18 protein-coding genes are annotated in these 21,867 nt (G+C 41.8%); 3 read left to right on the top strand and 15 right to left on the bottom strand.

Annotated elements, in window-relative coordinates:
* Window positions 1-42: 42 nt before the first annotated feature.
* On the top strand, window positions 43-588 hold the full coding sequence (locus MHH60_RS13685) for a CDP-alcohol phosphatidyltransferase family protein (RefSeq protein WP_076134446.1): 546 nt from the start codon (window positions 43-45) through the stop codon (window positions 586-588).
* Here the strand turns inward: MHH60_RS13685 and MHH60_RS13680 are convergent.
* Together MHH60_RS13680 and MHH60_RS13675 are read right to left on the bottom strand one after the other, a co-directional pair.
* Window positions 575-3,655, bottom strand: a complete 3,081-nt coding sequence (locus MHH60_RS13680; RefSeq protein ID WP_341161138.1) for an ATP-binding response regulator — start codon at window positions 3,653-3,655, stop codon at window positions 575-577. The two genes, MHH60_RS13685 and MHH60_RS13680, sit on opposite strands and share 14 nt — an antisense overlap.
* A gap of 233 nt (window positions 3,656-3,888) precedes the next feature.
* Window positions 3,889-4,722 (bottom strand): sugar phosphate isomerase/epimerase family protein, encoded by an 834-nt coding sequence (locus tag MHH60_RS13675; protein ID WP_076134444.1) that lies wholly within the window; start codon window positions 4,720-4,722, stop codon window positions 3,889-3,891.
* Window positions 4,723-4,897: 175 nt separating this feature from the next.
* Between MHH60_RS13675 and MHH60_RS13670 the strand changes: the two genes are divergently transcribed.
* Window positions 4,898-5,797 (top strand): LysR family transcriptional regulator, encoded by a 900-nt coding sequence (locus MHH60_RS13670; protein ID WP_076134443.1) that lies wholly within the window; start codon window positions 4,898-4,900, stop codon window positions 5,795-5,797.
* Window positions 5,798-5,805: 8 nt separating this feature from the next.
* Here the strand turns inward: MHH60_RS13670 and MHH60_RS13665 are convergent, their stop codons facing one another.
* The 3 genes from MHH60_RS13665 to MHH60_RS13655 form a co-directional block, all read right to left on the bottom strand.
* On the bottom strand, window positions 5,806-6,795 hold the full coding sequence (locus MHH60_RS13665; protein ID WP_076134442.1) for an aldo/keto reductase family protein: 990 nt from the start codon (window positions 6,793-6,795) through the stop codon (window positions 5,806-5,808).
* A gap of 210 nt (window positions 6,796-7,005) precedes the next feature.
* Window positions 7,006-8,094, bottom strand: coding sequence for a DUF1648 domain-containing protein (locus MHH60_RS13660; RefSeq protein WP_076134441.1), 1,089 nt, complete (start codon window positions 8,092-8,094; stop codon window positions 7,006-7,008).
* 407 nt (window positions 8,095-8,501) lie between these two features.
* On the bottom strand, window positions 8,502-8,804 hold the full coding sequence (locus tag MHH60_RS13655) for a MurR/RpiR family transcriptional regulator (protein WP_076134440.1): 303 nt from the start codon (window positions 8,802-8,804) through the stop codon (window positions 8,502-8,504).
* Window positions 8,805-9,013: 209 nt separating this feature from the next.
* Here MHH60_RS13655 and MHH60_RS13650 point away from each other — a divergent pair, with 209 nt between their 5' ends.
* The gene (locus tag MHH60_RS13650; protein ID WP_076134439.1) at window positions 9,014-10,222 is read left to right on the top strand and encodes a GNAT family N-acetyltransferase; all 1,209 of its coding nucleotides are present in this window, start codon (window positions 9,014-9,016) and stop codon (window positions 10,220-10,222) included.
* 96 nt (window positions 10,223-10,318) lie between these two features.
* Here MHH60_RS13650 and MHH60_RS13645 read toward each other — a convergent pair whose 3' ends face one another.
* The 10 genes from MHH60_RS13645 to murQ all read right to left on the bottom strand — a co-directional run bounded on the left by MHH60_RS13645 (window position 10,319) and on the right by murQ (window position 21,391).
* Entirely contained in the window at window positions 10,319-11,236 is a 918-nt protein-coding gene (locus MHH60_RS13645) for an N-acetylglucosamine kinase (RefSeq protein ID WP_076134438.1), read from the bottom strand.
* 128 nt (window positions 11,237-11,364) lie between these two features.
* Window positions 11,365-12,927 carry a glycoside hydrolase family 3 protein gene (locus MHH60_RS13640; protein WP_076134437.1) on the bottom strand — a complete coding sequence of 521 codons (1,563 nt, stop codon included), beginning with the start codon at window positions 12,925-12,927 and terminating at the stop codon, window positions 11,365-11,367.
* A 17-nt stretch (window positions 12,928-12,944) separates the two neighbouring features.
* Window positions 12,945-14,087 carry an exo-beta-N-acetylmuramidase NamZ family protein gene (locus tag MHH60_RS13635; RefSeq protein ID WP_076134436.1) on the bottom strand — a complete coding sequence of 381 codons (1,143 nt, stop codon included), beginning with the start codon at window positions 14,085-14,087 and terminating at the stop codon, window positions 12,945-12,947.
* A 98-nt stretch (window positions 14,088-14,185) separates the two neighbouring features.
* Window positions 14,186-14,893: a PIG-L deacetylase family protein gene (locus MHH60_RS13630; RefSeq protein ID WP_076106428.1), complete on the bottom strand. Its 708-nt coding sequence runs from the start codon at window positions 14,891-14,893 to the stop codon at window positions 14,186-14,188.
* Between the two features lie 2 nt (window positions 14,894-14,895).
* A complete protein-coding gene (locus tag MHH60_RS13625) occupies window positions 14,896-15,867 on the bottom strand; it encodes a GNAT family N-acetyltransferase (protein ID WP_076134435.1) in 972 nt (323 codons plus the stop codon).
* Complete coding sequence (locus MHH60_RS13620) at window positions 15,868-17,088, bottom strand: anhydro-N-acetylmuramic acid kinase (protein WP_076134434.1); 1,221 nt, start codon at window positions 17,086-17,088, stop codon at window positions 15,868-15,870.
* A complete protein-coding gene (locus MHH60_RS13615) occupies window positions 17,088-17,948 on the bottom strand; it encodes a carbohydrate ABC transporter permease (RefSeq protein WP_076134433.1) in 861 nt (286 codons plus the stop codon). The genes MHH60_RS13620 and MHH60_RS13615 overlap by 1 nt, the downstream gene beginning before the upstream one ends.
* Before the next feature lie 18 nt (window positions 17,949-17,966).
* Complete coding sequence (locus MHH60_RS13610; protein ID WP_060622964.1) at window positions 17,967-18,869, bottom strand: carbohydrate ABC transporter permease; 903 nt, start codon at window positions 18,867-18,869, stop codon at window positions 17,967-17,969.
* Window positions 18,870-18,973: 104 nt separating this feature from the next.
* The gene (locus MHH60_RS13605) at window positions 18,974-20,428 is read right to left on the bottom strand and encodes an ABC transporter substrate-binding protein (protein WP_076134432.1); all 1,455 of its coding nucleotides are present in this window, start codon (window positions 20,426-20,428) and stop codon (window positions 18,974-18,976) included.
* 57 nt (window positions 20,429-20,485) lie between these two features.
* Window positions 20,486-21,391: an N-acetylmuramic acid 6-phosphate etherase gene (murQ, locus tag MHH60_RS13600; RefSeq protein WP_076134431.1), complete on the bottom strand. Its 906-nt coding sequence runs from the start codon at window positions 21,389-21,391 to the stop codon at window positions 20,486-20,488.
* Between the last annotated feature and the right edge of the window lie 476 nt (window positions 21,392-21,867).

The raw sequence follows: 21,867 nt of genomic DNA, 5'->3' as shown, positions 1-21,867 counted from the left end.
CAATAAAATTAAATGAGGTCATGAACAAAGGTGGGATTGAAGTTGAAAGTTATACCTAATTGTATTACACTTGGCAGAATTATTTTGGCAATCATGCTGTTATTCTTCGAGCCCCTAAGTTCGGCCTTTCTTGTAATTTATATCCTTTGCGGAGTCACCGATCTGATAGATGGTCCAATTGCCCGAAAATCAGGCACAACAAGTCATCTCGGAGCAAAGCTGGATTCTGCTGCCGACACGATACTAATCGGGATCTGCTTATTTACTTTGTATCCGTTTCTGGGTCTTACACTCGAATTTATCTTATGGATCTTCTTGATCGCGGTCATCCGCATAACATCGATAGGGATCGCCCTCCGGAAATTCAAAACTTACGCAAGCATCCATACCTACGGTAATAAACTCACCGGGCTCCTCTTATTTATAACTCCTTTATGGCTTTCCCATAGTACCCACACCATTTGGACAACCATTGTCTGTATAATTGCAACCTTATCCGCCGTGGAAGAATTGATCATCCAAATCACATCCACTCAATTACAGCTGGACAGAAAAGGATGGTTTTACAACCATCCTAATCAGGAATAATGAAAGACACTGTAGTTCCCACCCCAGGAATACTTTGAATCTTCAAGCCTTGTCCATATAATTGTGTTAATCTCCGATCTGTATTAAGGAGCCCAATTCCTTGATCCTTAAGGCTTTTTGGCTGCAATAACTTACTGACTTGAGCTTCATCCATTCCAATCCCCGTATCTGCAATGATAAAATGAACAGCCTCCGCATGTGTCTCGATGTGAATGCGCAAGGTTCCACCTTTTGCCCGACTTAAGATCCCATGCCGGACGGCGTTCTCGACCAGTGGCTGAATCGTCAGCGGAGGAATTAGAAGCTGGAGATTCGCGTCTACCTCCCATTCAACTTGCAGCCTCTCCTCAAAACGTTGCTGCTGGATATATACATAATTCTCGACCAGCTCCAGCTCTTGCGACAGCGAAACAAGTTTGCCTGCATTTAAGAAGTCAAAGCTGATCCGCAAATAAGTAGTGAACGCATCTGAAAGATCTTTCATTTTGACAGTGTCAAAATCACTCAAGGACATAATCGAATTTAATGTATTAAAGAGAAAATGTGGATGGATCTGCGCTTGTAAATAAGCAGCCTCCATTCTCAAACGATCATTGACTGCTTGCTTCATTGACGTGAGCGACGAAGCACGATACTTCAATTCTATGGCATCTACTGGCTTAGTTACATAGTCATTAGCGCCAGCCAAGAAACCTGCGTAGACATCCTCCTGTTCACTGCGGGCGGTCAATAGAATAATAGGAAGTTCATACATCGTAAACCGCTCGCGTATCAATCTTGTCAATTCATAACCAGACATGCCAGGCATCATCACATCAGCGATAACCAAATCAAACTGCTCATGATGCAACATATCCAGCGCCTCACGGGCTGAAGTCGTTGTATCAATCCGATAAGCTCCATCTGATAAAATATTTTGCAGAACTTTTAAATTGACCGAATCATCATCAACCGCCAGCACATGTATGATGTCAGCGTCTGTATCGAGCTTCGAGAGTGCCTCTACTTCCTTTGTATTATAGGTGGGAGCCACCATAGCTGATTTCTCAGCAGTTATCCACGTGCTGAATGGTGACAATGGATCCGAATCTTTTTCTGTATGAACATCTGGAATAGATGACTGCCGGCCCCCTTTGGCTACAGGTAATTTGAAGCTGAACTTACTTCCCTGACCCGGCTGCGATTGCAGCAATAATTCACTGCCATGCAGTTCGACCAGCTCCTTACAGATGCTAAGTCCCAGCCCAATGCCGCCTTGACCGTAAGCCCCTTGTTCATAGCGCATAAAAACACGCTTTTTCAAAGCTTCATCCATACCTACTCCTGTATCCGTAACATGTATCCATACATCCCCACCCACTTGTTCTGCGGCCAGTTCAACACTTCCCTGTTCGGTGTACTTTAGTGCGTTATGAACTAAATTAATCAGAATCTGCACCAATCGCTCCTCATCCGCATAAACACGAGGCAGTTTCTCATCTATAGACATTCGAAGCTCTACCTTCGTCCCACCGGTTAAGAAGCGTAACATATCCAGTACACCTTCAGCCAATGACCTCACTTGCAAGACCTTTATATTCATCACAATCCGCTTATCCTGCAATCGCACAACATCAAGCAAGTCATTCAGCATAAGCGACATCCGGCGACTGACCATAATTAGCAATTCCATGTCACGCTGGCTCTCTTCATCCAGCACATGTTTTTTTCTTGTTAACACACTTTGGGCAATATTCATAATCCCATGCAGTGGAGTGCGCAGCTCATGTGATGTATTGGCTAGAAAACGGTCCTTTAATTTATTGGATTCCGCCAATTGAGCGTTCAGTAACACATTTTGATGGGATTGATGAAAATATCTCCTAAACCAATAAGCGGAAAATGCGGCAAGGGCAGCTATTAAATCTACGGGATAAAACATAAATTGTGAGCTACCGGCATAGTAGACAGCCCCCCACAACATATTATTTAGTACTGCTAACACTGAAAACAATAAAAATAGAGCACCTTCAGCTCGTAAGGATACCATCTTCCAAAAATAATATACCGTCCAACACACTGGAACGTAATACAGGATCATGTAATACCCTTTTCCGATGATATATAACACTGCCTCTTCAGGACCTACAATAATAAATAAAGTAAAAATGAGAACTGACAGGATGTAACTATAAAACGCCTTGCCTTTCCGTCGATTCCCCAATAGTTCTCTTCCCATCAATAAAAGGAACAGACAAAACCCTATATACGAAAGAACCTTTAACCTCAACATCCAGGCAAAATCAACATGAAGAAACCGGAACATTAGTCCATTATGTTCAACCCCAATGGATACAGCCGCAGCGACCATCATTAGGAAAAAAATAATCAGCTCTGTTTTTCGTACATCCATCAGATAGATAATCAATAAATACAACCCATGTAGAAGAAGCATGACCCCTACGACTAGCTGCAAGCCAATGGAATTCCAGTATATAGTGTCTACTTCATGTTGAATGCCAAACTCCACGGACCGAATTATGCCCCCTTTTAGTGGAGACTCATAGTTTGACGTCCGGACAAACAGATCCAGATGCTTCTGATCTGTAGGTGTATAACTGATTAAGAATGCTTTCGTCACATAAACATGCTCTTCCTTCTCGTCAGATAACACTCCAAACCGTGAGAGAATTGTTCCATTAATCTCCACTTCAGAAGAAGTATAGATGGATTGGAACCAAAAGCTAAGCGGCTCAGACAAGGGGCGATCTAGCAGAATCCGCAAATGATAAGTTCCGTATCCATATGCCTTCTTTTGCTCTGAAGGATTAAATGCGGTACTCCAATTACCCGGCACCTGAAGCATCCGACCTTTTAAAATACGATCCATATTGGCGGCATTCACCCATTGTTCAGGATAAAACTCCCATTCTCCATCCAGTGGAAAGGAGCTTAGTGATTCAAGGTCTACTCCCCGCAAATCGAGCACACCTTGCTCCACTACAGGAGGATTAGACAGAGTAAAATGATTGTACCAGCTCCAGCGTATTGCAATCAGCAGGCAGATGAATACTACTATGTACAACATATGACTTAACTTAATTTTATTCTCCGAAGTTCTCATAGACTCCTCATTCGCCAATAGTATTTAATAGTGCTATATCCCTATCTTCAACTTTGAGCAATACAGTATGATTATACTATATTAAGAGGCCTATAGACGTATGTAATCCTATGTTTAGAGGAAAAAAATCAACTATCCCATAGAGCAGATAGTTGATTCCTTCCTTAACGCTTCTTCTAATGTAGGGTTCGATGTGTTTAGATTTCTAGCAATGAGAATACTTTATCGAAACCTGCTTTGGAACGGGAAAGTAATTCAGATGAACTGTGTGCGGAGGCTGGTGCCAGCACTTCTTGGGCGATAACGCCGGTATACCCGATCTTTGTAAGGCTTCCCAGGAAGCCTGTTAGATCAATAGCCCCTTCCCCTGGATACAATCGATCAAAATCAAGCAATTCTTCTATGGGCAGAGGTTTAGCATCATTGATATGGACATACGCGATTTGATGCGGTTGTAATTTCAGCAGATCCTCGCTTGTTAATCCATTTGTATGCCAATGATAGGAATCCAGCAACAAGCCGATATTTCTCACTTGAATGGTGTCCATCCAGTTCAACGTATCTTGCATCGTCCAGATCAGCGGATTTGCCCATTGTGTACGTAAGTGATGAGGGCCAACGAACTCTAAGGCTAGCGAAATACCATAAGCGCCTAATATTTCTGCACATAGTCTTAAACGTCTAGTGGCTGCAATCATAAACGGTGCGACCGGAAGATCTGTCGAAGGTAAAATATATGTGCAGCATGTGGTGCACTTTAAGTCAGCAGCGGCCTCTGCCATCTGGGTAAGCGATTTCAGGCTCTCCCTAAAGCTATCCTCTGTCGTGCGCCAATCTACCTCTAAACCAAAAGATCCTAGCATGACGCCATGACTTTCCAACAATTGAACTGCCCCACCCTTGCCATGCTGCTGTACCAACTCTAATGGATTGACGTCTATGGACCTAAACCCGAATTGGCTCGCAAGTCTGATGTATTCTTCATTGGAACTAATCTCACCCAAACCTGCTGTTGTTAATCCTCTTATCATCGTCGTTCTCCCCCTTTGACCAATCAAACAGTACATCATTGTTCTGGGTACCCATTCCAAGTCTAGCGCATTTGGCACTCGAATAAAACACCTCAGAGGACATGTCATTCCTTTCATTTTTCTTTAAAGATCCTTATACTTGCTTGGAGAAACATTTCAAGGGAGATTGAACAGTATGGACATAAAAAAGTTACAATACTTTATCGCAGTAGCAGAGGAACTGCATTTTAACCGTGCAGCAGAGAAGCTGAATATGACGCAGCCTCCTTTAAGCCAGCAAATTCAAGCTCTGGAGAATGAGATTGGTGTGAAACTATTAGAACGGAACAAAAGACAAGTTCGTCTAACGCCAGCGGGGGCGGTATTTCTAGAGGAAGCTAAATCCATTTTATCTCAACTGGAACGCTCTATTAAAACAACACAATTAGTCGATCAAGGAATTATCGGACATTTGAACATTGGATTTATAGATTCTGCAGCTGGTGGAGTATTGGTTAATATGTTAAAAATGTTTCGGGAACGTTATCCACAAGTACAACTCTCATTACATGAGATGACGTCTGCTCAGCAGTGGCAGGCTTTACATGAAGGAACGATTCACATTGGATTTGTACGTTATACAGAGTCGGGTAAGCATATCGACCATCGTCCCTTAGTCAATGAATCGCTTATTGCCGTTTTGCCAGAGCAGCATCACCTAGCTCAATTACCGGTGTTATCCATTCGCTCTTTAGCTTTAGAGCCGTTTATATCGTTCCCACGTCATTTAGGAGCTCCTTTTCATGACCTCATTATGAGCTTCTGCGCCCAACACGACATGTATCCGAATGTTGTACAGGAAGCTATTCAGATGTACACCATTGTAAATTTGGTAGCTGCAAATCTTGGAGTTTCCATTGTGCCCTCTTCAGTTGCTATTTTCCAGCGTGAAGGTATCGCATTTCGTCCCTTTGAAGAAAGCACACCATCGATTCCCCTTTATGCCGCTTGGAGAACCGATTGCGAACGTGCCTCCTTATCCGCGTTACTAGAGATCATAGGACAAATGAGTTCAGAAGCTATTAATGGTGAATAATATAATATTCAGCCCGTTTTTCTAGGATCACGTTCAATGAGTCCTTCTAGCACCCTATCGATTTCCAACATCACTTCCCTATCCAGACGAACTCCTGCAGCTTTGGCATTTTCTATAACCTGCTCAGGCTTGGATGCCCCAATAATTGCAGAGGAGACTTGTGGATTTTGCAACACCCATGCTATAGCCAACTGTGGAAGCGTCAACCCAACTTCACTGGCGATGGAAGAGAGATTCGAGACCGCCTCAAGCACCTCAGTCCGAAGCCACTGACCCGCCAATTTATTCATAAATGGTGAGCCCGAAGCGGTTGAAGCACGAGAACCCTCTGGCAATGGTTGCCCTGGCATATATTTACCTGAAAGAATCCCTTGAGCAAGCGGTGACCAGACCACCTGTCCAATCCCTTCCCGCTCACAAGCTTGAACCACCTCCGTCTCCATCACACGCCATAACATCGAATATTGAGGTTGACTAGCCACCAATGGCACCTTCAATTCCCTCGCCAAAATAGCACCTTCTGCTATCTGATCCGCCGTCCACTCACTTATCCCGACATAGAGAACCTTACCTTGACGCACCAGATCCGAAAAGGCCAAAAAGGTCTCTTCAAGGGATACTGTTGCGTCAAAGCGATGCGCATAGTAGATATCAATATAATCCGTCTGTAATCTGTTCAGTGAAGCATGGCACGCATCCATAATATGCTTGCGAGACAGACCTCTTGCGTTACGTCCCGTCCCTGTGGGATGGCACACCTTGGTACACAATTCGATATCAGCTCTGTGCACTCCTTTTAATGCTTGACCCAGCACCATCTCAGCTTTCGTATCGGAATATACATCCGCAGTATCAAATGTTGTGATCCCTACATCCAATGCAGCGCGAACACAAGCATGGGCAGTATCATTGTCCACTTGAGCACCATGTGTAATCCAATTACCATAAGCAATTTCACTTAGATGTAAGCCACTCGTTCCTAATTTGCGATAGTTCATTTTATACCCTCCTTTAGATAACAATCTGATTGTAACAAAGGGTTATTAATACGAGAAATACTCTTTAATATGCGATTTAATTCAAAAAAGATATTACTGAGAACCTTAAAGATAATAAAAAACGCCCTTTAGGCGTTTTTCTCGGTAAATATTCTGTTTCGAAACTCTAACTTCGCCAATACTCCGGCGAGTATTAACCTCCAAGCCTTGTTACCGCACCACAACTAACAGTACAATAATTCCGAGCCAGAACAGCCAGCTTACTGGGTGACCGAAATTTAATCCCCAGCCGACTCCGAGCCTTTTCTTGACGATTAGGTTTGGATCTTTGCGATTGAAATAAATCATACCTAATAGCCATTTATCATCATCATGGACAGGTCTGGCATTGGAGCTATCGGCAGATCGCTCCAAGCGGCTTTCGCCCTGACCAGCCCAGAACGTTAAGGCCAAGGCGTATAGGATGATAAGGGCTATTATGATTAGGATAATAGGGATAGCGAAACTCATGTTAAGCAGAGATATCATGTTTAGTTGCACAACAGAAAACAGGATAACTATTAAGAAGCTTGCTGTAAGCATAAAATATGACCAAGTACGGCGGTAAGTTGCGTCTTGTCTGATGGAACGGTTAGGATCATTGGGTTGAACCTGCTGCTTTACTCTGCGAATACTCCAATTCTCAAATATGAACAAAAGTGTTATGAACACTTGCATGATCGTAGGCATAAACACAGAACTATAAGATTTAGCCGCATAGCCGTCTACGTTCCAACTGCTGTTGTAATGGATCGGAATCTGATCAGGAATCAGATCGTAGTTGCGTAGCACATTTACAATAGTAACAACAATAATTAAAACATGAATGAGGAACCATTTATTAGACAAGCCAATGTTTCTTTTCCGAAATCCAGTGTCCACTGCCATGATCGATGGTTCCAGAGCAATAGGCAGCATAGGTAGTAAACTTTTCATTTTGAAATGATAGCTAATGTTTATGACTAGGGAGATTACGACCATGGCGAGTGAATAAGTGACAATGATCCAACTTGGTTGCTTGGAATGTTCATCACCGTATATTAGACAGAGGATACAAACAATGAATAGGATGGTATGTAAGGTAGCACTAATCCTAGCATATGACTTCCGCATCTGGCGCAGAGGCTCACTATGGAATTGTACAGGGCTGACGGTGACCCCAAAACTAATCGTCTCTCTTGTTAAATAAGGCATGCTTACCATGAGTACAATGGCAGGTACAAATACTAAGATCATTACTATAACAGGCATTATCGTCATATCATTCGCCTCCTCTTATACATAAGTGTGTATTTGAAAACTCTATAACCCTTATAGCATAGGCGATTCATCACTATGCCTTTTTGCGTATGATTATCCTATTAACTTAGGATAGGTAATCGACTTGAACATAAATTTTATTATAATCGATTTTAGTGACTATAGGGGTGAAATTAACAATTTATCCAGTTTTTTTGCTACGCAGAGCTACTCAACTGACAACTGAATTATGGCAAGTACATCTGTTTGAAATTCTGTGAAGGTAAAGGACTCGCCTCGTATCTGCATTGGTGCGGATTACTGCGTCAGAGTATAAATAAGTCCTTCCATGATTAAAATAGTACTTGCTCAGGTTTGTTCCATTAAGATATTTCTCTACAATCGCTCGATAAATCGGACGCTTCATTTCATCCACTATCAATGATAGAATGCACCGTTTCATTCGATTCAACATCAAAATAGCCAACATACGGCGTATTTTCTACTTCCGCTGATAATCGGATTTTCAGTGCAGGGAAATCACCTATTCCTAGCGACCTGCAAAAACGAACAACCGCCGCACTGCTTGCCTCCGCTTTCGTTGCTAAATCATGTATGGTCATATGCAGCACTTCTTTAGCATTTGCAAGAATGTACTCCGCTACTTTTTTCTCTGATTCTGGCAATTCATTTAAGTCTAGCTCAATTTGCGAAATCAAACTTCCCCGCAATTAAACCCGCTCCAACAAATGCAGGAGTATGAAAATATTTCCGATTTTCGCAAAAAGTTCTTGAACGGTTTATCTATGATTCCACACGTTCCATTATTGACGAATTTTTTTTTCAATATTAAACTATAAATAAGAAATTAAATTCCAAAAAACCGTTTTTTTCATTTATTAAATTTATCCCAACATTACGGCGCAGGAGGAAATGAAAGATGACGACGACACCAAACATCATCGTAATGAACCATCCAACTAGAGAGCAGCTTGAAAAGATTTACGATATTTTAGATGAATGCTTTTCCGTAGGCCGAGCTTTTTTCCAAGAAAGATTAGACCTCGACACCACATATGATCCAGATACAACCTGGTTTGCGATGGTAGACGGTAAGATTGCATCCAATGTACAAATTTTTCCGTTTCATATTAGAGTCGGTCAAGCGATCTTGAAAACGGGTGCAATGGGGAGTGTCGGTACAGATCTAAATTACCGCGGGCTGGGGCTTGCACACAAAATTCTTCATGCGCAGACCAACTATATGAAAGAAACCGATTATGATATAAGCTTGCTTTTGGCTAGCAAGCATGCGTTTTATGAAAAGGCTGGCTGGAGACTTATTCCGGAGACTGCTTTCGCAATTGAAAAACCAGCAAGTTTGGAGCAGCAGCAAAACAGTGATGAAATCATCCCTTTTGAAGCCTGTTATCTCGATGATATCCGTTTCATCTATGAACAATTCAATAAGAATCGTACCTACACCGTGATCCGAAGTAGAACGTATTGGAATGATTTATTGACCTGGCCGGAATGGAAGAAAGTCGACTGCTTGCTCCTTCGCAGAAATGGAAAAATCGTCGCTTATGGCATCATTGAAAAGAAAGATACTGAACAAGTATTTATTAATGAATTATTATATTTGAACGAAGCCGAAAACGGCGTTGAAGCTTTATTTCATGCCTTATGTCAGCTGCGCCAAAATGCAAAGCAAATATTAGCGATGCTCCCAGAGGACCATATGCTATATTCCTATTACCAACAGCATCAAGCAAATTCAATTCAAATCAATATGGCGATGTGGAAAATGATCAATCTCAGTTCAACTTTCCATAAGCTTCAGCCTGAATTAGAAGATCGCCTAAACCGTAGCAACATAATTGCAGACCAGGAGCTGCATATTGCACTTCGCAGCAATGAGGACTGTATCTACTTGGATTATAAGCAAAAGCGGCTTTCTGTTTCCGATGCTAGTAATCATACCAATCCCTATACTTCAATAGAAGTAGATGAACGCGAGCTAATGACTTATATCATGTTCGGCTATAATGAAGCAGGCGCAGCAAAGGACAGTACTGAGCACGCTAACATCCTTCAAGCTCTATTTCCGAAACAACAAGCCGTGTTTTATTTGACCGATAAATTTTAAGCCATTTTTGATTCCTACCATTTTAAAATAAGGGTGCGTCGCAAGTCCAACTGCTCGGACTTATGACACACCCTTATTTTTCCATAGCGACAAAAACTATTCGTTGTTCATTTTTGATCTTCCTAACAGGACAGCACCGTAGGCTGCATCCTTAATCGGCAAAATCAGCTTTGTTTGCGGGTAGCTCTGTGCAAGTTTTCGCTCCAAGGCTTCTTTCACAAAGCGAGACTTTTGCAGCACACTTCCTGCAATCGCAATCGGACTTTCATATAGCTTAAGCCGTTCAATAACAGGCACAACAAGCTCATATAGATTGGCTGCACATTTCTCCGCTAACGCTATTGCATGTGCATCGCCCTTCTCGTATGCGATCGTCATAATCGGTGCGAGCTGCGCAATATCTTTTTTCGTCGTATTTTTATCATAAACAAAGCCAATAATCTCTTTCACAGTGCTTAATCCAAGCTGCTCATACACCATCGCTGGGATGACCGTATCGGTTATTCTTCCGTCCTCCACTTGAACTAATACGGATAATAGATCGCGCCCAATGCTATAACCGCTTCCCTCGTCATCAATCAGATGACCAAAGCCTCCTGTGCGATGCTGCTCTCCTTTATCATTGACCCCAAAGCAAATCGATCCTGTACCAGCAATGAGAATGATGCCTTGCATTGCATTCTGTGCCCCGTATAATGCGGTTTCTTGATCGCCAGTAATCGTTAATGGCCCGATATAACCGTTATTTCTCACATGCTGCTCCAAAAAATTGATGACCAGCGGATTACTTATTCCTGCCGCACCTATACATATATGAGCAACTTCTTGTAAATTACCGCAGTAGAGCTTCGTTTGACTAAAAATTTCCTCAAAGGAGGCGGCAATAGCATCAGTATCACCACCGTTATAATTAATAGGCCCTACAGTAAAGGTGAATAAAGCGTCTTCCTGGTCATGCGTAATGGTGACAGCTGTTTTCGTGCCCCCCCCATCAATTCCAACGATAAATGCCATACCTATGTCCCCTTGTTGTACTTTTTTCAAAGATAAGAATTTATATGTTTAACGCGATATATTATCCTTATTTTTCTCGCAGAAACGCTTGCCGTCCTTGAAAGGACGCCGAAGGCTTTTATGCTTGTCTACATCTGTATCGTAATCTTGGCGGTGGGTACAACCTCACCATTTAGGATTGGAAGGAGTGATTTGAATGCATCAAGTGTATACTCAAATGCCGCAATTCCGCAGAACTCGCCTTCGATTAACGGTAAATCATACGGGCGACCTAATGTAATGGCCGTTACTTTGCAGCCTGCTGCCAGCAGCTTCTGAACAAGCGCAAGCTGACCTTTGTTTTCACGCGCATTGAACAAGCCGATAACAATATGCTTGTAGCCTTGTACCTTTGGCAGCGCAGCGTTGATTTGCTCCTCGCTCGGGTCAATGTCGATAATCTCATAAGCTGTATTAAAATGCTCCCCCATATATTGCGGAAAGCTAAGAGCTTGATTCAAGCTGCTGGACGCAAGATCGGTGCGGTATGAATAGGAACCCATAAATAACACTTGCTCGTCACCGGTATGAATGGACTGGAGCTCACCTTTAATGAGGCAGATCGTTTCCGTACGCATTAGCTCATTTGCTCGGCGATGTACATCGCAGCCAACTAGTTCATAATCTAGCTCCTCAATCGTCGCATATTGTGCTTTATAAGCTAAAATTTTTGTAACAGCTGCATCAATTAGCGCTTCATCCAAATCACCGGTGGCTACAGCTTCTTCGATCAAATGAATCGCTTCCTTCACTGTCTCAGGAGTATGACTAATGAATACCAAATCAATACCTGCTTTAACAGCTCCTAACGCTCCTTTTGCCGTACCATAGTATCGTTTGATCGCGTCCATTTCTAAACAATCCGATACAACTAACCCTTTATATCCTAATTTTCCTTTTAATATCTCTGTAATAATGGTATGAGACATAGTTCCGGGCACACCGGATTTTTCAATTATCGGAAATAAAATATGTGCACTCATAATCGCTTGAGCGCCTTGCTCAATTGCGGCCTTAAACGGCAGCAGCTCAAGCTGCTCTAATTCCTCAAGAGTTTTTTCAATGGTAGGCAAGCCAATATGTGAATCGACATTTGTATCACCATGACCTGGAAAATGCTTAAGTGAGGACATGACGCCTCCATCGAGCAATCCTTTCATCATTTGAATTCCATACTGGGATACTGTTGCAACAGAATCACCATAGGAACGAACATTTATGACTGGATTCAATGCATTATTGTTAACGTCCATAACTGGAGCTAGATTAAAATTAATACCTAATGCTTTCAATTCTCTGGCAGTCATTCTGCCTGCTGCATACGCATTTTCAGGTCGTCCTGAAGAAGCAATTGCCATGGCTCCAGCAACATTGGTCGCGTCTTTAGGCATACGAGTGACTCGACCGCCTTCTTGGTCGATCGTAATAAAACCCGGGATACCAGTATGTGTCGTGTACCATTGCTGCAGCTCAGTAACAAGCTCGCCTAATTGATATTTATTGTCGATATTATGTGAGAATAAAATAATATTGCCAACTTTATAATGCTCAATAACTTCCTTCAGCTCAGGAGTGATCTCGGTTGAAGGGAAGCCTGTTACGAACATTTGTCCAATCTTTTCGCGTAAGCTCATATGTTCTATTGTTCTCATCAATTATTCACCTTCCTCTAGCGATATAAATGATACTGCTGTGTTATTTCTGCAAATTGCTTGCTTTCCGCTGCAAACTGTTCAAGCAGCTGCTTGGCTTGCATATTTTCCGTACGATACATGTTGTCTCCCCCCAGCAAATCGATAAATGGACGAGAGCCCTCCTTCACAGGAGGCAGGAAGGAAAATTGCTCGTACAAATCTCTTATCGTAAATAATAAGGTTACCCCAACTTCTAAAGGCCTCAGCACTTGGAGATCTGTAATGTAAATTTGTACCCCGCCGCATAGCTCGCCACAATGTTTAGATGACGTTGGCTTGAAATGAACTGGACGAAAAAGCACACCCGGGATACCTTTTGCATTCATCTCATCTGCCAATTGCTGCGCTTGAATGAACGGAGCACCAATCATTTCAAATGGGAACGTTGTGCCTCGTCCTTCCGAGCAGTTCGTGCCTTCAAATAAACATGTTCCTGTATATAATAACGCTGTTTCATATCGTGGCATTCCAAGTGAAGGATGAACCCAAGTTAATCCTGTATCCGGGAAGGACATGCTCCGTTCCCAGCCTTCCAAACGAACGACATGCAGCGATGCATTCCAATTCATTTGATCATTTGCCATCGTTGCTACCTCACCTGCTGTTAAGCCGTATCGCACGGCTAGCTCGTAATTTCCAACAAATGATTTGAAGCCGGGCTTCAAGACATTCCCTTCTACCGTTACCCCGTTAAGCGGATTAACACGATCAAGAACAACAAAATCTACACCTGCATTTGCACAATCTTCAAGTGCATACAGCATCGTATAAATAAATGTGTAATAGCGTACACCAACATCTTGAATATCGTATACAATGATGTCTACTTCATTCAGCATTTCTTTTGTTAAACGCTTGGAGTCTTTACGGTACAAGCTATAGACTGGAACATTCGTAAAAGGATCTATGTAAGTGTCTACTACTGCCCCTGCATCCAAATCTCCGCGCACGCCATGCTCTGGTGAAAACATCGCAGCAAGATTAAAATTTTCATGTAATATAGTAATCGTTGATGCAAAATCCTTCGTAAGACCTGTCGGCGCTGTAATCAATCCTACGCGCTTACCTTCGAACAAATAACGATAATTCGTTATAGAATCAATCCCATTTAACACCATATGAAGCTGCCTCCTAGCTGCTTTTTCGCATAAATGGATAGAACAAGGGAATGTTTCCTGCTATACATAGAAACACTCCCTCTTAGCTAGTTGAATAGTTACCAAAGACTAGACTGCCTTACCTTCACCGTTTCAGCTGGCACCATAAATGCTTCTGCATATGTCTTTCTTGCTTCACAGCCGCGAACAACTGCTAGTGCTTTATAGTAATCCATGTATTTGAAAGATTTGCTATTCGTCACAAACCAATGCTTACTTAAAGCATCTATCCATAGATCAAATGCCGCTTGATCGAAATCCACATATACGTAAGGGACATAATCAACCGCATCCTCCCAGTTTTCGGAGTAATATAATCTTGCTGCAAAGTGCGCGGGGAGCGCTCGTTCAAAGGATGATAGACTTGCGAAGAAACGGGCATCATTTACGATATGATGCGTTAGCGCATGGTCCTTATGCATACTGTTTTTCCAGTGTGTAATTATAATGTTAGGCTTCACGCGACGAATTACATCACAAACCTCCATACGAATTTCTTGATTGTCAGGCAACTCTCCGTCACAATAATCATCGAATACAATGGCTTCACCGCCTAGCATATCCGCAAAAACCTGTGCCTCTTTCACTTTTTGCTGACGATATTCCTTCATATCCTGTCCTGCCGGGACCCCTCGTTCACCCGCAGTTAACGCTAGTGTCACAATGCGATCTCCCTTTAAACTATGACTAGCGAGCACACCACCAGAAGCTAGCTCCACATCACCAACATGCGCTCCAATTGCTAATACTGTGAATTTTTCGCTCATCTTTAAAGTTCCCTCCGCAATATAGAAAATTGTTTTTCAATAGTAAAGCCCGCTTTTTGATAGATTCGAAGAGCCGGATTATTATTTCCAGTGAATAGAGAGATATATTGACAGCCCACATTTTGAAAAGCTTCAACCATTCTGAAAAATAATACACTGCCAAGGCCATGACCCTCATGCTCTGGGTGCACTCCGATACCGCAAAAAAATGCTCTTCCATCAGGCTGCGAAATAATTGGACCTGCAAAGCCCACAACCTCGTTGCCGTACACAGCTACTACAAGGGGTGCGCCAACCTTCACATAAGTAACAATATCCTTCTTCCACTGCGGATTTTGCAGGGCAGCAAGCGTTGCTTCAAGCCCTGTATGTAAATCAGGGACATAGCGCCCAATGTTATAGTCCTTGCTATTTGCTTTGGTTTCCTTGTCTAAAATATCTTCGGGAACAATAAAGCTTCCGAGTTTTAAATACATGCCGCATTGCGTCGCTCGATCTTCGTAGCCTCTAGCCATTAAAGCTTCATATAATGGCTGGTCCTTACTGATGCCCGGGGCATTATTATGCTCATGCTGAGGTGCACTTGGTATACTCCACTTCAGCTTAACAGGGTTGAAAAACAATACATCAGCTTGTCTTTTCCCAAGTTCTTGGAATCTTTTTTCTAAACGCAATAGAAAAGCATCGTAAAGCTCCAGAGAAGCCACATGGGTATCTATAATAACACTCGTAATATAACCGGCCACATCTCCAAGAGGGAGATCGTCACCGCAGCAGCCAGCTGCAAAACCAACAATCCCTTTTTCGTCACAGCCTACCCATATACAGTCAGCGTCAAAATAAGGATGGTCGATGAATGTATCTTGAAACTCTCGCTCTGTAAATGGCTTATAATCATATTTTGTAGCCTCACGATTCCAAAGCTCTACAACTGCAGAGTGATCTTCAATTGAAAAGGGTCTGATTTGCAACATTTAAGCCTCCTGTGAACGTCCAATATAGGGCCAGGAAATTTTGCCCATTACTACTGGCTGTGAAGCTCCAGTTACTAGCGGGATATTGTTTGGTAAGCGCTCCATCGTGTAACACGCTAGCAGAGCAAAAGCAATTGCTTCCTTAGCATCACTATTACCACCGATATCCTCCTGCGTCAGCACCTGCACGTTATGCGGTGCAAATAAGTGCTGTAAATCACGCAAAAGCGTCTTGTTATAGCTTCCACCGCCGCCAATTAACAATTGCTCAGCCTGGTGCTGCGGTGCAATATACCGTTCATAGCTATCGACGATGCTCCAGGCAGTTAAGTACGTAGCTGTTGCAACAACATCTTCTGCTTTCCAGTGATTAACCTTCATCATTTCAATAATTTGTGCCACGTATTGTTGGCCAAACCGTTCTCTGCCTGTCGATTTTGGTAACGGCATCGTATAATAATTATCCTGCTGCATCCATTTCATTAGCTCATCAATCACTTGACCGCCCGCACCAATTTCGCCATTAACATCCATTGTCATTGGTGCAAATAATTGCGATACAAGGCCATCGATAATCATATTTCCAGGACCCGTATCAAAAGCAAATACCTCATCCGGTGAGGCATTTACAGGCAAAACAGTCACATTGCCTATTCCGCCAATATTTTGCATCAGAAGTGTTTTCTTTGGATTGTTAAACAATAAGTATTCGGTAAATGGTACTAACGGAGCTCCTTGTCCACCCATTGCCATGTCAGCAACTCGAAAGTCTGATACGCAAGGAATTCCTGTGCGATTGGCGATAACTGCACCATCCCCAATCTGAACGGTACAATGCAGATTATAACCGCCCATAACATTCTCATCCGGAGCATGATAGATTGTTTGACCATGCGATCCTACTGCGAATATTTGCGAAGGCGAAAGGCCGCATTTCCCTATAACGGATAATGTGGCTTGGGCGTATAATTCGCCAAGCCACATATTCATTGCGCCAACCTTATCAATCGTAGCGCTAGCGGGATCAAAAAGCTCAAATATGGAGTTTCTAACTTGCACCTCAAAAGGTGTGTTTTCAAAAGCCAGTAATTCAATCTCTACTCCATGCTCTTTTTCGGCTGATGGGAAAAGCTTAACTACTGCTGCATCAATACCATCTACTGATGTACCTGACATCAAGCCAACTAAGTATGTTGCATCAACTTTTGATTGTTTGTCCATTAACCTTTCACCGCTCCAACTGTTACCCCTTCAAGGAAGTATTTTTGTAAACTGAAGAACAAAATAAACATTGGAACTGCTGAAATGGTTGCCCCCGCCATCATCGGTGCAAAGTAAGTTGTATTCGCAAAGCGAAAGTTTTTCAAGCCGACCTGAATGGTTTGCATATCCATCGTATTCGTTACTAGGAACGGCCAGAAAAAGTCATTCCATGCCGCCATGAACGTTAGGATTGCTAGTACTGCCATAATTGTTTTAGACAGAGGCATAATGATATACCAGAAGATTTTAGGCTGGGAACAACCTTCGATTTTAGCAGATTCAATAATTTCACCTGGAATGGAGGACATGAACTGCTTAACCAAGAAGATATTGTATACCGTTACTATGCTCGGCATAATCAACGCTGTGTACGTATTTTGTAATTCAAAAATATTTACGATCAAAATATATAGTGGAACCTGAGTAACTTGAACAGGAATCATCATAGATCCCAGCAAAATAGCGAACAAAATGTTTTTCCCTTTAAATTTCATTTTTGAAAACGCATATCCAGCAAGTGTAGCAAAAAATACGTTAGATACCGTGATACACGCTGCCACTATAAAGGAGTTCAATAACCAGTCCCATGTATGTGGGCTGAAGTTAAAGAAGAATTTATAAGATTCAAATGAAATCTTCGTTGGTAGGATAGAATAGCTCATTGCACCAGCTTCTACCGGATCACCGAACGAGGAGATGACCATAAAGTATATCGGGAATATGGTAGCTGCGGCAAATAGGATAAGGAACGTAATGTTTGCACCATTACGCATAAACAGATACCCTTTGCTTCTTAAGCTATTGTTGTACAAACCCATAGTATTCTGCTCCTTTTCCTAGTATTCTACATCTTTACCTATAAACTTGAATTGAAGGAATGAGATAAATCCGATAATCGCTGCTAGAACTAATGATTGTGCCGCTGCCTCACCAAACTCAAAATATGTGAACGCATTGTTAAAGATTAACAAACCTACCATTGTTGTTGCATGGTCTGGTCCACCGCCTGTCATAAGATAAGCGTTTTGGAATACTTGGAAGGAACCGATAACACCAGTAACAAGTAGGAATAGCGTTGTTGGCTTAAGGAAAGGGACAACGATAAACCAAAGCTTTTGCAGGAAAGACGCGCCATCAATTTCAGCTGCTTCATAATAGCTGTTATCAATAGCGAGTAATGCGGCTATATAAATAATAATTGCTGTACCATGACTTGATAACCATGACATTAACACAAGTGAGAACATTGCAGTTGCGCTGGAACCAAGCCAGTTTTGATTTTCAATACCTAAAAAACTTACGAGCTTATTGGCAATACCTGATTTTAACGGATCGAAGATCCACAGCCACACAACAGAAAGCGCTACACCAGATGCTACGGCTGGCAAGTAATATAGTGCCTTAAAGATCGTTTGTGTTTTTTTCTTGAAAGGAATAATCAAAATTGAAATTAAAAATGATAGAAGAATATTAAACGGAACAGTTAATAGCGTATATACTAACGTGTTTTTCAGCGCTTTCCAGAAAAGTTCATCTGAAAACGAGTTAACGAAGTTATCCATGCCGACAAAAGTGGATCCTAATGGACCATATTTTTGTAAGCTGATAATAAAGGCATTGATGACTGGATATGCGGTAAATAAAGAAAACGCAATAAGTGCTACTGCGATAAACGCGTATCCCCAACCTGAGTCACTTTCGAGTTTCAATTTTTTTCTTTTAGTCAACGTTTGATTCATTGGGTCGCACCTCTCTTCTAAAAACAGTACAAACTCTAGCTAATTTAGAAGGAAAGCTGTACGTTCTAGCTACGCACAGCTTTCACATGTCAGCCTACGACAGACTAGTCAACTACAATACCATCTTTACCGAAAGATTTAATTGCAGCTGCTTTAACTGCATCATACATTTCTTGTGGAGCAATCTCATTTGCAAGTAAGGCTTGTAGTTTAGGAATAATAACTTCTGTTTCAATTTTCAATGCTTCAGCAGCCAGATCAGTAGGAATATCTGTACGAGCCGGAAGCGCTTTTGCCATCATAGCTTTACCTGCAGCAACGTTATCTTCGTTACGAGGGAATTTTTCAAGTACTTCCGCATTACGTGCAGATTCAGTAATTGGTGATAAGAACAGCTCATTACTGTAGTTAGCAGCAATTGAACCAGAAGACAAGAAATTCGTTGCTAGGGCAATATTTTTGATGTGCTCTTCAGATGGAGCTTTTTTACCACGAAGTGCGATATAACCATCAACGATTGAAGTAGGGACATAATCGGCACCGTTGAATGTTGGGACTGGAAGTGAAATATAATCAACTTCAATAGAATCTGCAACAGCTGAACCATCGTTCGCTTTAATCTTCTCATTGTTTAGACGAGCAGAGTTTTCAAATGCAGATAAACCTTTACCTGTGATCATCGTTTGACCCGTTAGGAACATGTTCCACCGTTTACCTGCATCGATAGAGCTTAGCTCTTTAGGCATAGAACCATCGTTGATCATTTCGCGAATAGATGTAAGTAGCCCCAAGAAGTTTTTGCTTGTATACGTATATTTAAGATCTTTATCGAAGTAATCTGGTAAACCAGCAGTTTTAGCAAGAATAGCTAGATAGTCTTTAGATGCTACACCAGATGTTGCGAACACGAAACCATAACGAGTAGTTTCACCTTTATCATTTTTCACTACGCCTTTAGAAATTGCATTACGGAACTCTTCATAAGTCCAACCGTTTTGTTGAATGCTTTTCCAATCAATTCCGGCTTCTTCAAGGAATTGTTTATTACCACCGATAGTGTGGATTTCCATATACGCTGGTAGGCCGTATTGAGCGTCACCTAGTTGGAAATATTTCAATGGAACTTCGTCATAATCTGCCTTGGCTTCATCAGAAAGGGCACCGTTAAGGTCGATTAGTACATTAAGTGCTGCATATTTCGAAATTCCTGAAGCACCGATAAAAGCAATATCTGGAGGAGAACCTGCATTTACTTGAGTATCAAGTTTTTGTGTCATATCTTCCCAGCTCGCTGGCTCGATTTTCAAAGTCAAGTTAGGATGTAGTGTATTAAATTCTTTTTCCATATCAGCAAAACGTGTTTGATAGTTCGCTGATATCGGAGGTAAAAGTGCTGTAATCGTATCCTTTTTAGGCTCAGAACCACCGTTACTAGATCCTGTGTTACCGGAATCTGTAGAAGCTGGAGCGTTATTTCCGTTTCCTCCGCAAGCCGATAATAGTGATACCATCATGATTCCTGACAAAAACAGAGTTAATCCACGTGATCTTTTTTTCATCGAAAACAGCCTCCTCAATTATTAATAGCATCCATCCTGTTATTCCACTTTTCTCACCTAAACCAATGATGCGATTGCCTGTTTCAAGCGTCCTCCGTTTGCGTTAAGTACTTGTTCTGCTTCTTTTGCATCTAACCCCGATTTAATCATCATAATTGCCAGCTTACAGTTCATAGATGCTTTTTCAAGTGTTTCTGCGGCGGTTGATGTATCTACACCAGTCGTGTTCATGATGATACGAATCGAGCGATCTACGAGCTTAAAATTACTAGCCTTCAGATCAACCATCAAGTTGTTGTACGTTTTTCCTAACTTGACCATTGTGCATGTTGTCAGCATATTAAGCACCAACTTCTGAGCAGTTCCTGCCTTTAATCGAGTCGAACCGCTAATGACCTCAGGTCCTACAACAGGTGTTATACAAACATCTACAATGGGTTCGAACTTTGAGCCTCTGTTATTACAAACACCGATAGTGGCTGCTCCAAGTTCCTTTGCTTTCGCTAAAGCTGCAATAACGTAGTTTGCACTACCGCTTGCCGAAATCCCAATAAGTACATCTTTGTTTGTTACACCAATGCTTTCGATTAATGCGATCCCTTCATCCGTATCGTCTTCACAGCCTTCAACCGCAGTACGCAAAGCAATATCACCACCAGCAATATAGCCCTGCACCAAGGTAGGATCTGTACCAAAGGTAGGGGGACATTCGGAAGCATCCAGAACACCTAATCTTCCTGATGAGCCAGCTCCTATGTAAAACATTCTTCCACCATTAGACAACCTATGATGTAGAATATCTACCGCCTTTGCAATCTGCGGAATCTCCTCAGCTATAGCTCTGGGGACCAGTGCATCTTGTTGATTCATTAACTGGATCATTTCTTCCGTAGTACATTCATCAATCATTAATGTGTCTGGATTCACAGCCTCTGTTGTCAATCCCGCAAGGTAGTCATTCATAGCCATCCTCCTTCTTCCCAGCCTTAATCTGTCATAGAATTAACAAAACATGTTATATTAACTTACAATTATTATGTTCTTATACTAATACAACACCATCGCTTCGTCAATAGATTTTGAAATATAATTTCATGAAGAAATTAAATTCTGATGTTTTATTTCATCCCTTACATACTATGTTATACCACATTTATAAAGCGCTTACAAGATACAATTTAAATTTTTACCAAATGCTTTGATCGCTATGGCTCTAAGGTTAAAGCGATTTAAAAAAATGTATTATTTGCTGATTATCGCTCCAAACGAAACATAAAGTTACATCATCCGTGTTCAACCGGATGATGTTTCGTCTTCGATTCCATTCATTTTCTTCCTCATAATTGTGTGCCAAGCTATTAATTATTGAATTAAACTACTTATTATATTCATTAGATTAACGTATTCATCATGTAGATAATCTGACATGGATTGATAAG

The sequence above is a fragment of the Paenibacillus sp. FSL H7-0716 genome (assembly GCF_038002705.1).
Taxonomy (GTDB): domain Bacteria; phylum Bacillota; class Bacilli; order Paenibacillales; family Paenibacillaceae; genus Paenibacillus_AQ; species Paenibacillus_AQ odorifer.
Note: the sequence above shows the minus strand (reverse complement) of the source record. Positions and strands in the feature narration are given on the sequence as shown.

Bases quoted from the DNA above. Each gene is read 5' to 3' on its own strand.
- MHH60_RS13680 (WP_341161138.1), bottom strand. From the start codon at position 3,655: ATGTTGTACATAGTAGTATTCATCTGCCTGCTGATTGCAATACGCTGG.
- MHH60_RS13605 (WP_076134432.1), bottom strand. From the start codon at position 20,428: ATGAAAAAAAGATCACGTGGATTAACTCTGTTTTTGTCAGGAATCATG.
- MHH60_RS13635 (WP_076134436.1), bottom strand. From the start codon at position 14,087: ATGGTGTTAAATGGGATTGATTCTATAACGAATTATCGTTATTTGTTC.
- MHH60_RS13625 (WP_076134435.1), bottom strand. From the start codon at position 15,867: ATGTTGCAAATCAGACCCTTTTCAATTGAAGATCACTCTGCAGTTGTA.
- MHH60_RS13650 (WP_076134439.1), top strand. From the start codon at position 9,014: ATGACGACGACACCAAACATCATCGTAATGAACCATCCAACTAGAGAG.
- MHH60_RS13660 (WP_076134441.1), bottom strand. From the start codon at position 8,094: ATGACGATAATGCCTGTTATAGTAATGATCTTAGTATTTGTACCTGCC.
- MHH60_RS13630 (WP_076106428.1), bottom strand. From the start codon at position 14,893: ATGAGCGAAAAATTCACAGTATTAGCAATTGGAGCGCATGTTGGTGAT.
- MHH60_RS13615 (WP_076134433.1), bottom strand. From the start codon at position 17,948: ATGGGTTTGTACAACAATAGCTTAAGAAGCAAAGGGTATCTGTTTATG.
- MHH60_RS13645 (WP_076134438.1), bottom strand. From the start codon at position 11,236: ATGGCATTTATCGTTGGAATTGATGGGGGGGGCACGAAAACAGCTGTC.
- MHH60_RS13670 (WP_076134443.1), top strand. From the start codon at position 4,898: ATGGACATAAAAAAGTTACAATACTTTATCGCAGTAGCAGAGGAACTG.
- MHH60_RS13640 (WP_076134437.1), bottom strand. From the start codon at position 12,927: ATGAGAACAATAGAACATATGAGCTTACGCGAAAAGATTGGACAAATG.
- murQ (WP_076134431.1), bottom strand. From the start codon at position 21,391: ATGAATGACTACCTTGCGGGATTGACAACAGAGGCTGTGAATCCAGAC.
- MHH60_RS13675 (WP_076134444.1), bottom strand. From the start codon at position 4,722: ATGATAAGAGGATTAACAACAGCAGGTTTGGGTGAGATTAGTTCCAAT.
- MHH60_RS13665 (WP_076134442.1), bottom strand. From the start codon at position 6,795: ATGAACTATCGCAAATTAGGAACGAGTGGCTTACATCTAAGTGAAATT.
- MHH60_RS13610 (WP_060622964.1), bottom strand. From the start codon at position 18,869: ATGAATCAAACGTTGACTAAAAGAAAAAAATTGAAACTCGAAAGTGAC.
- MHH60_RS13620 (WP_076134434.1), bottom strand. From the start codon at position 17,088: ATGGACAAACAATCAAAAGTTGATGCAACATACTTAGTTGGCTTGATG.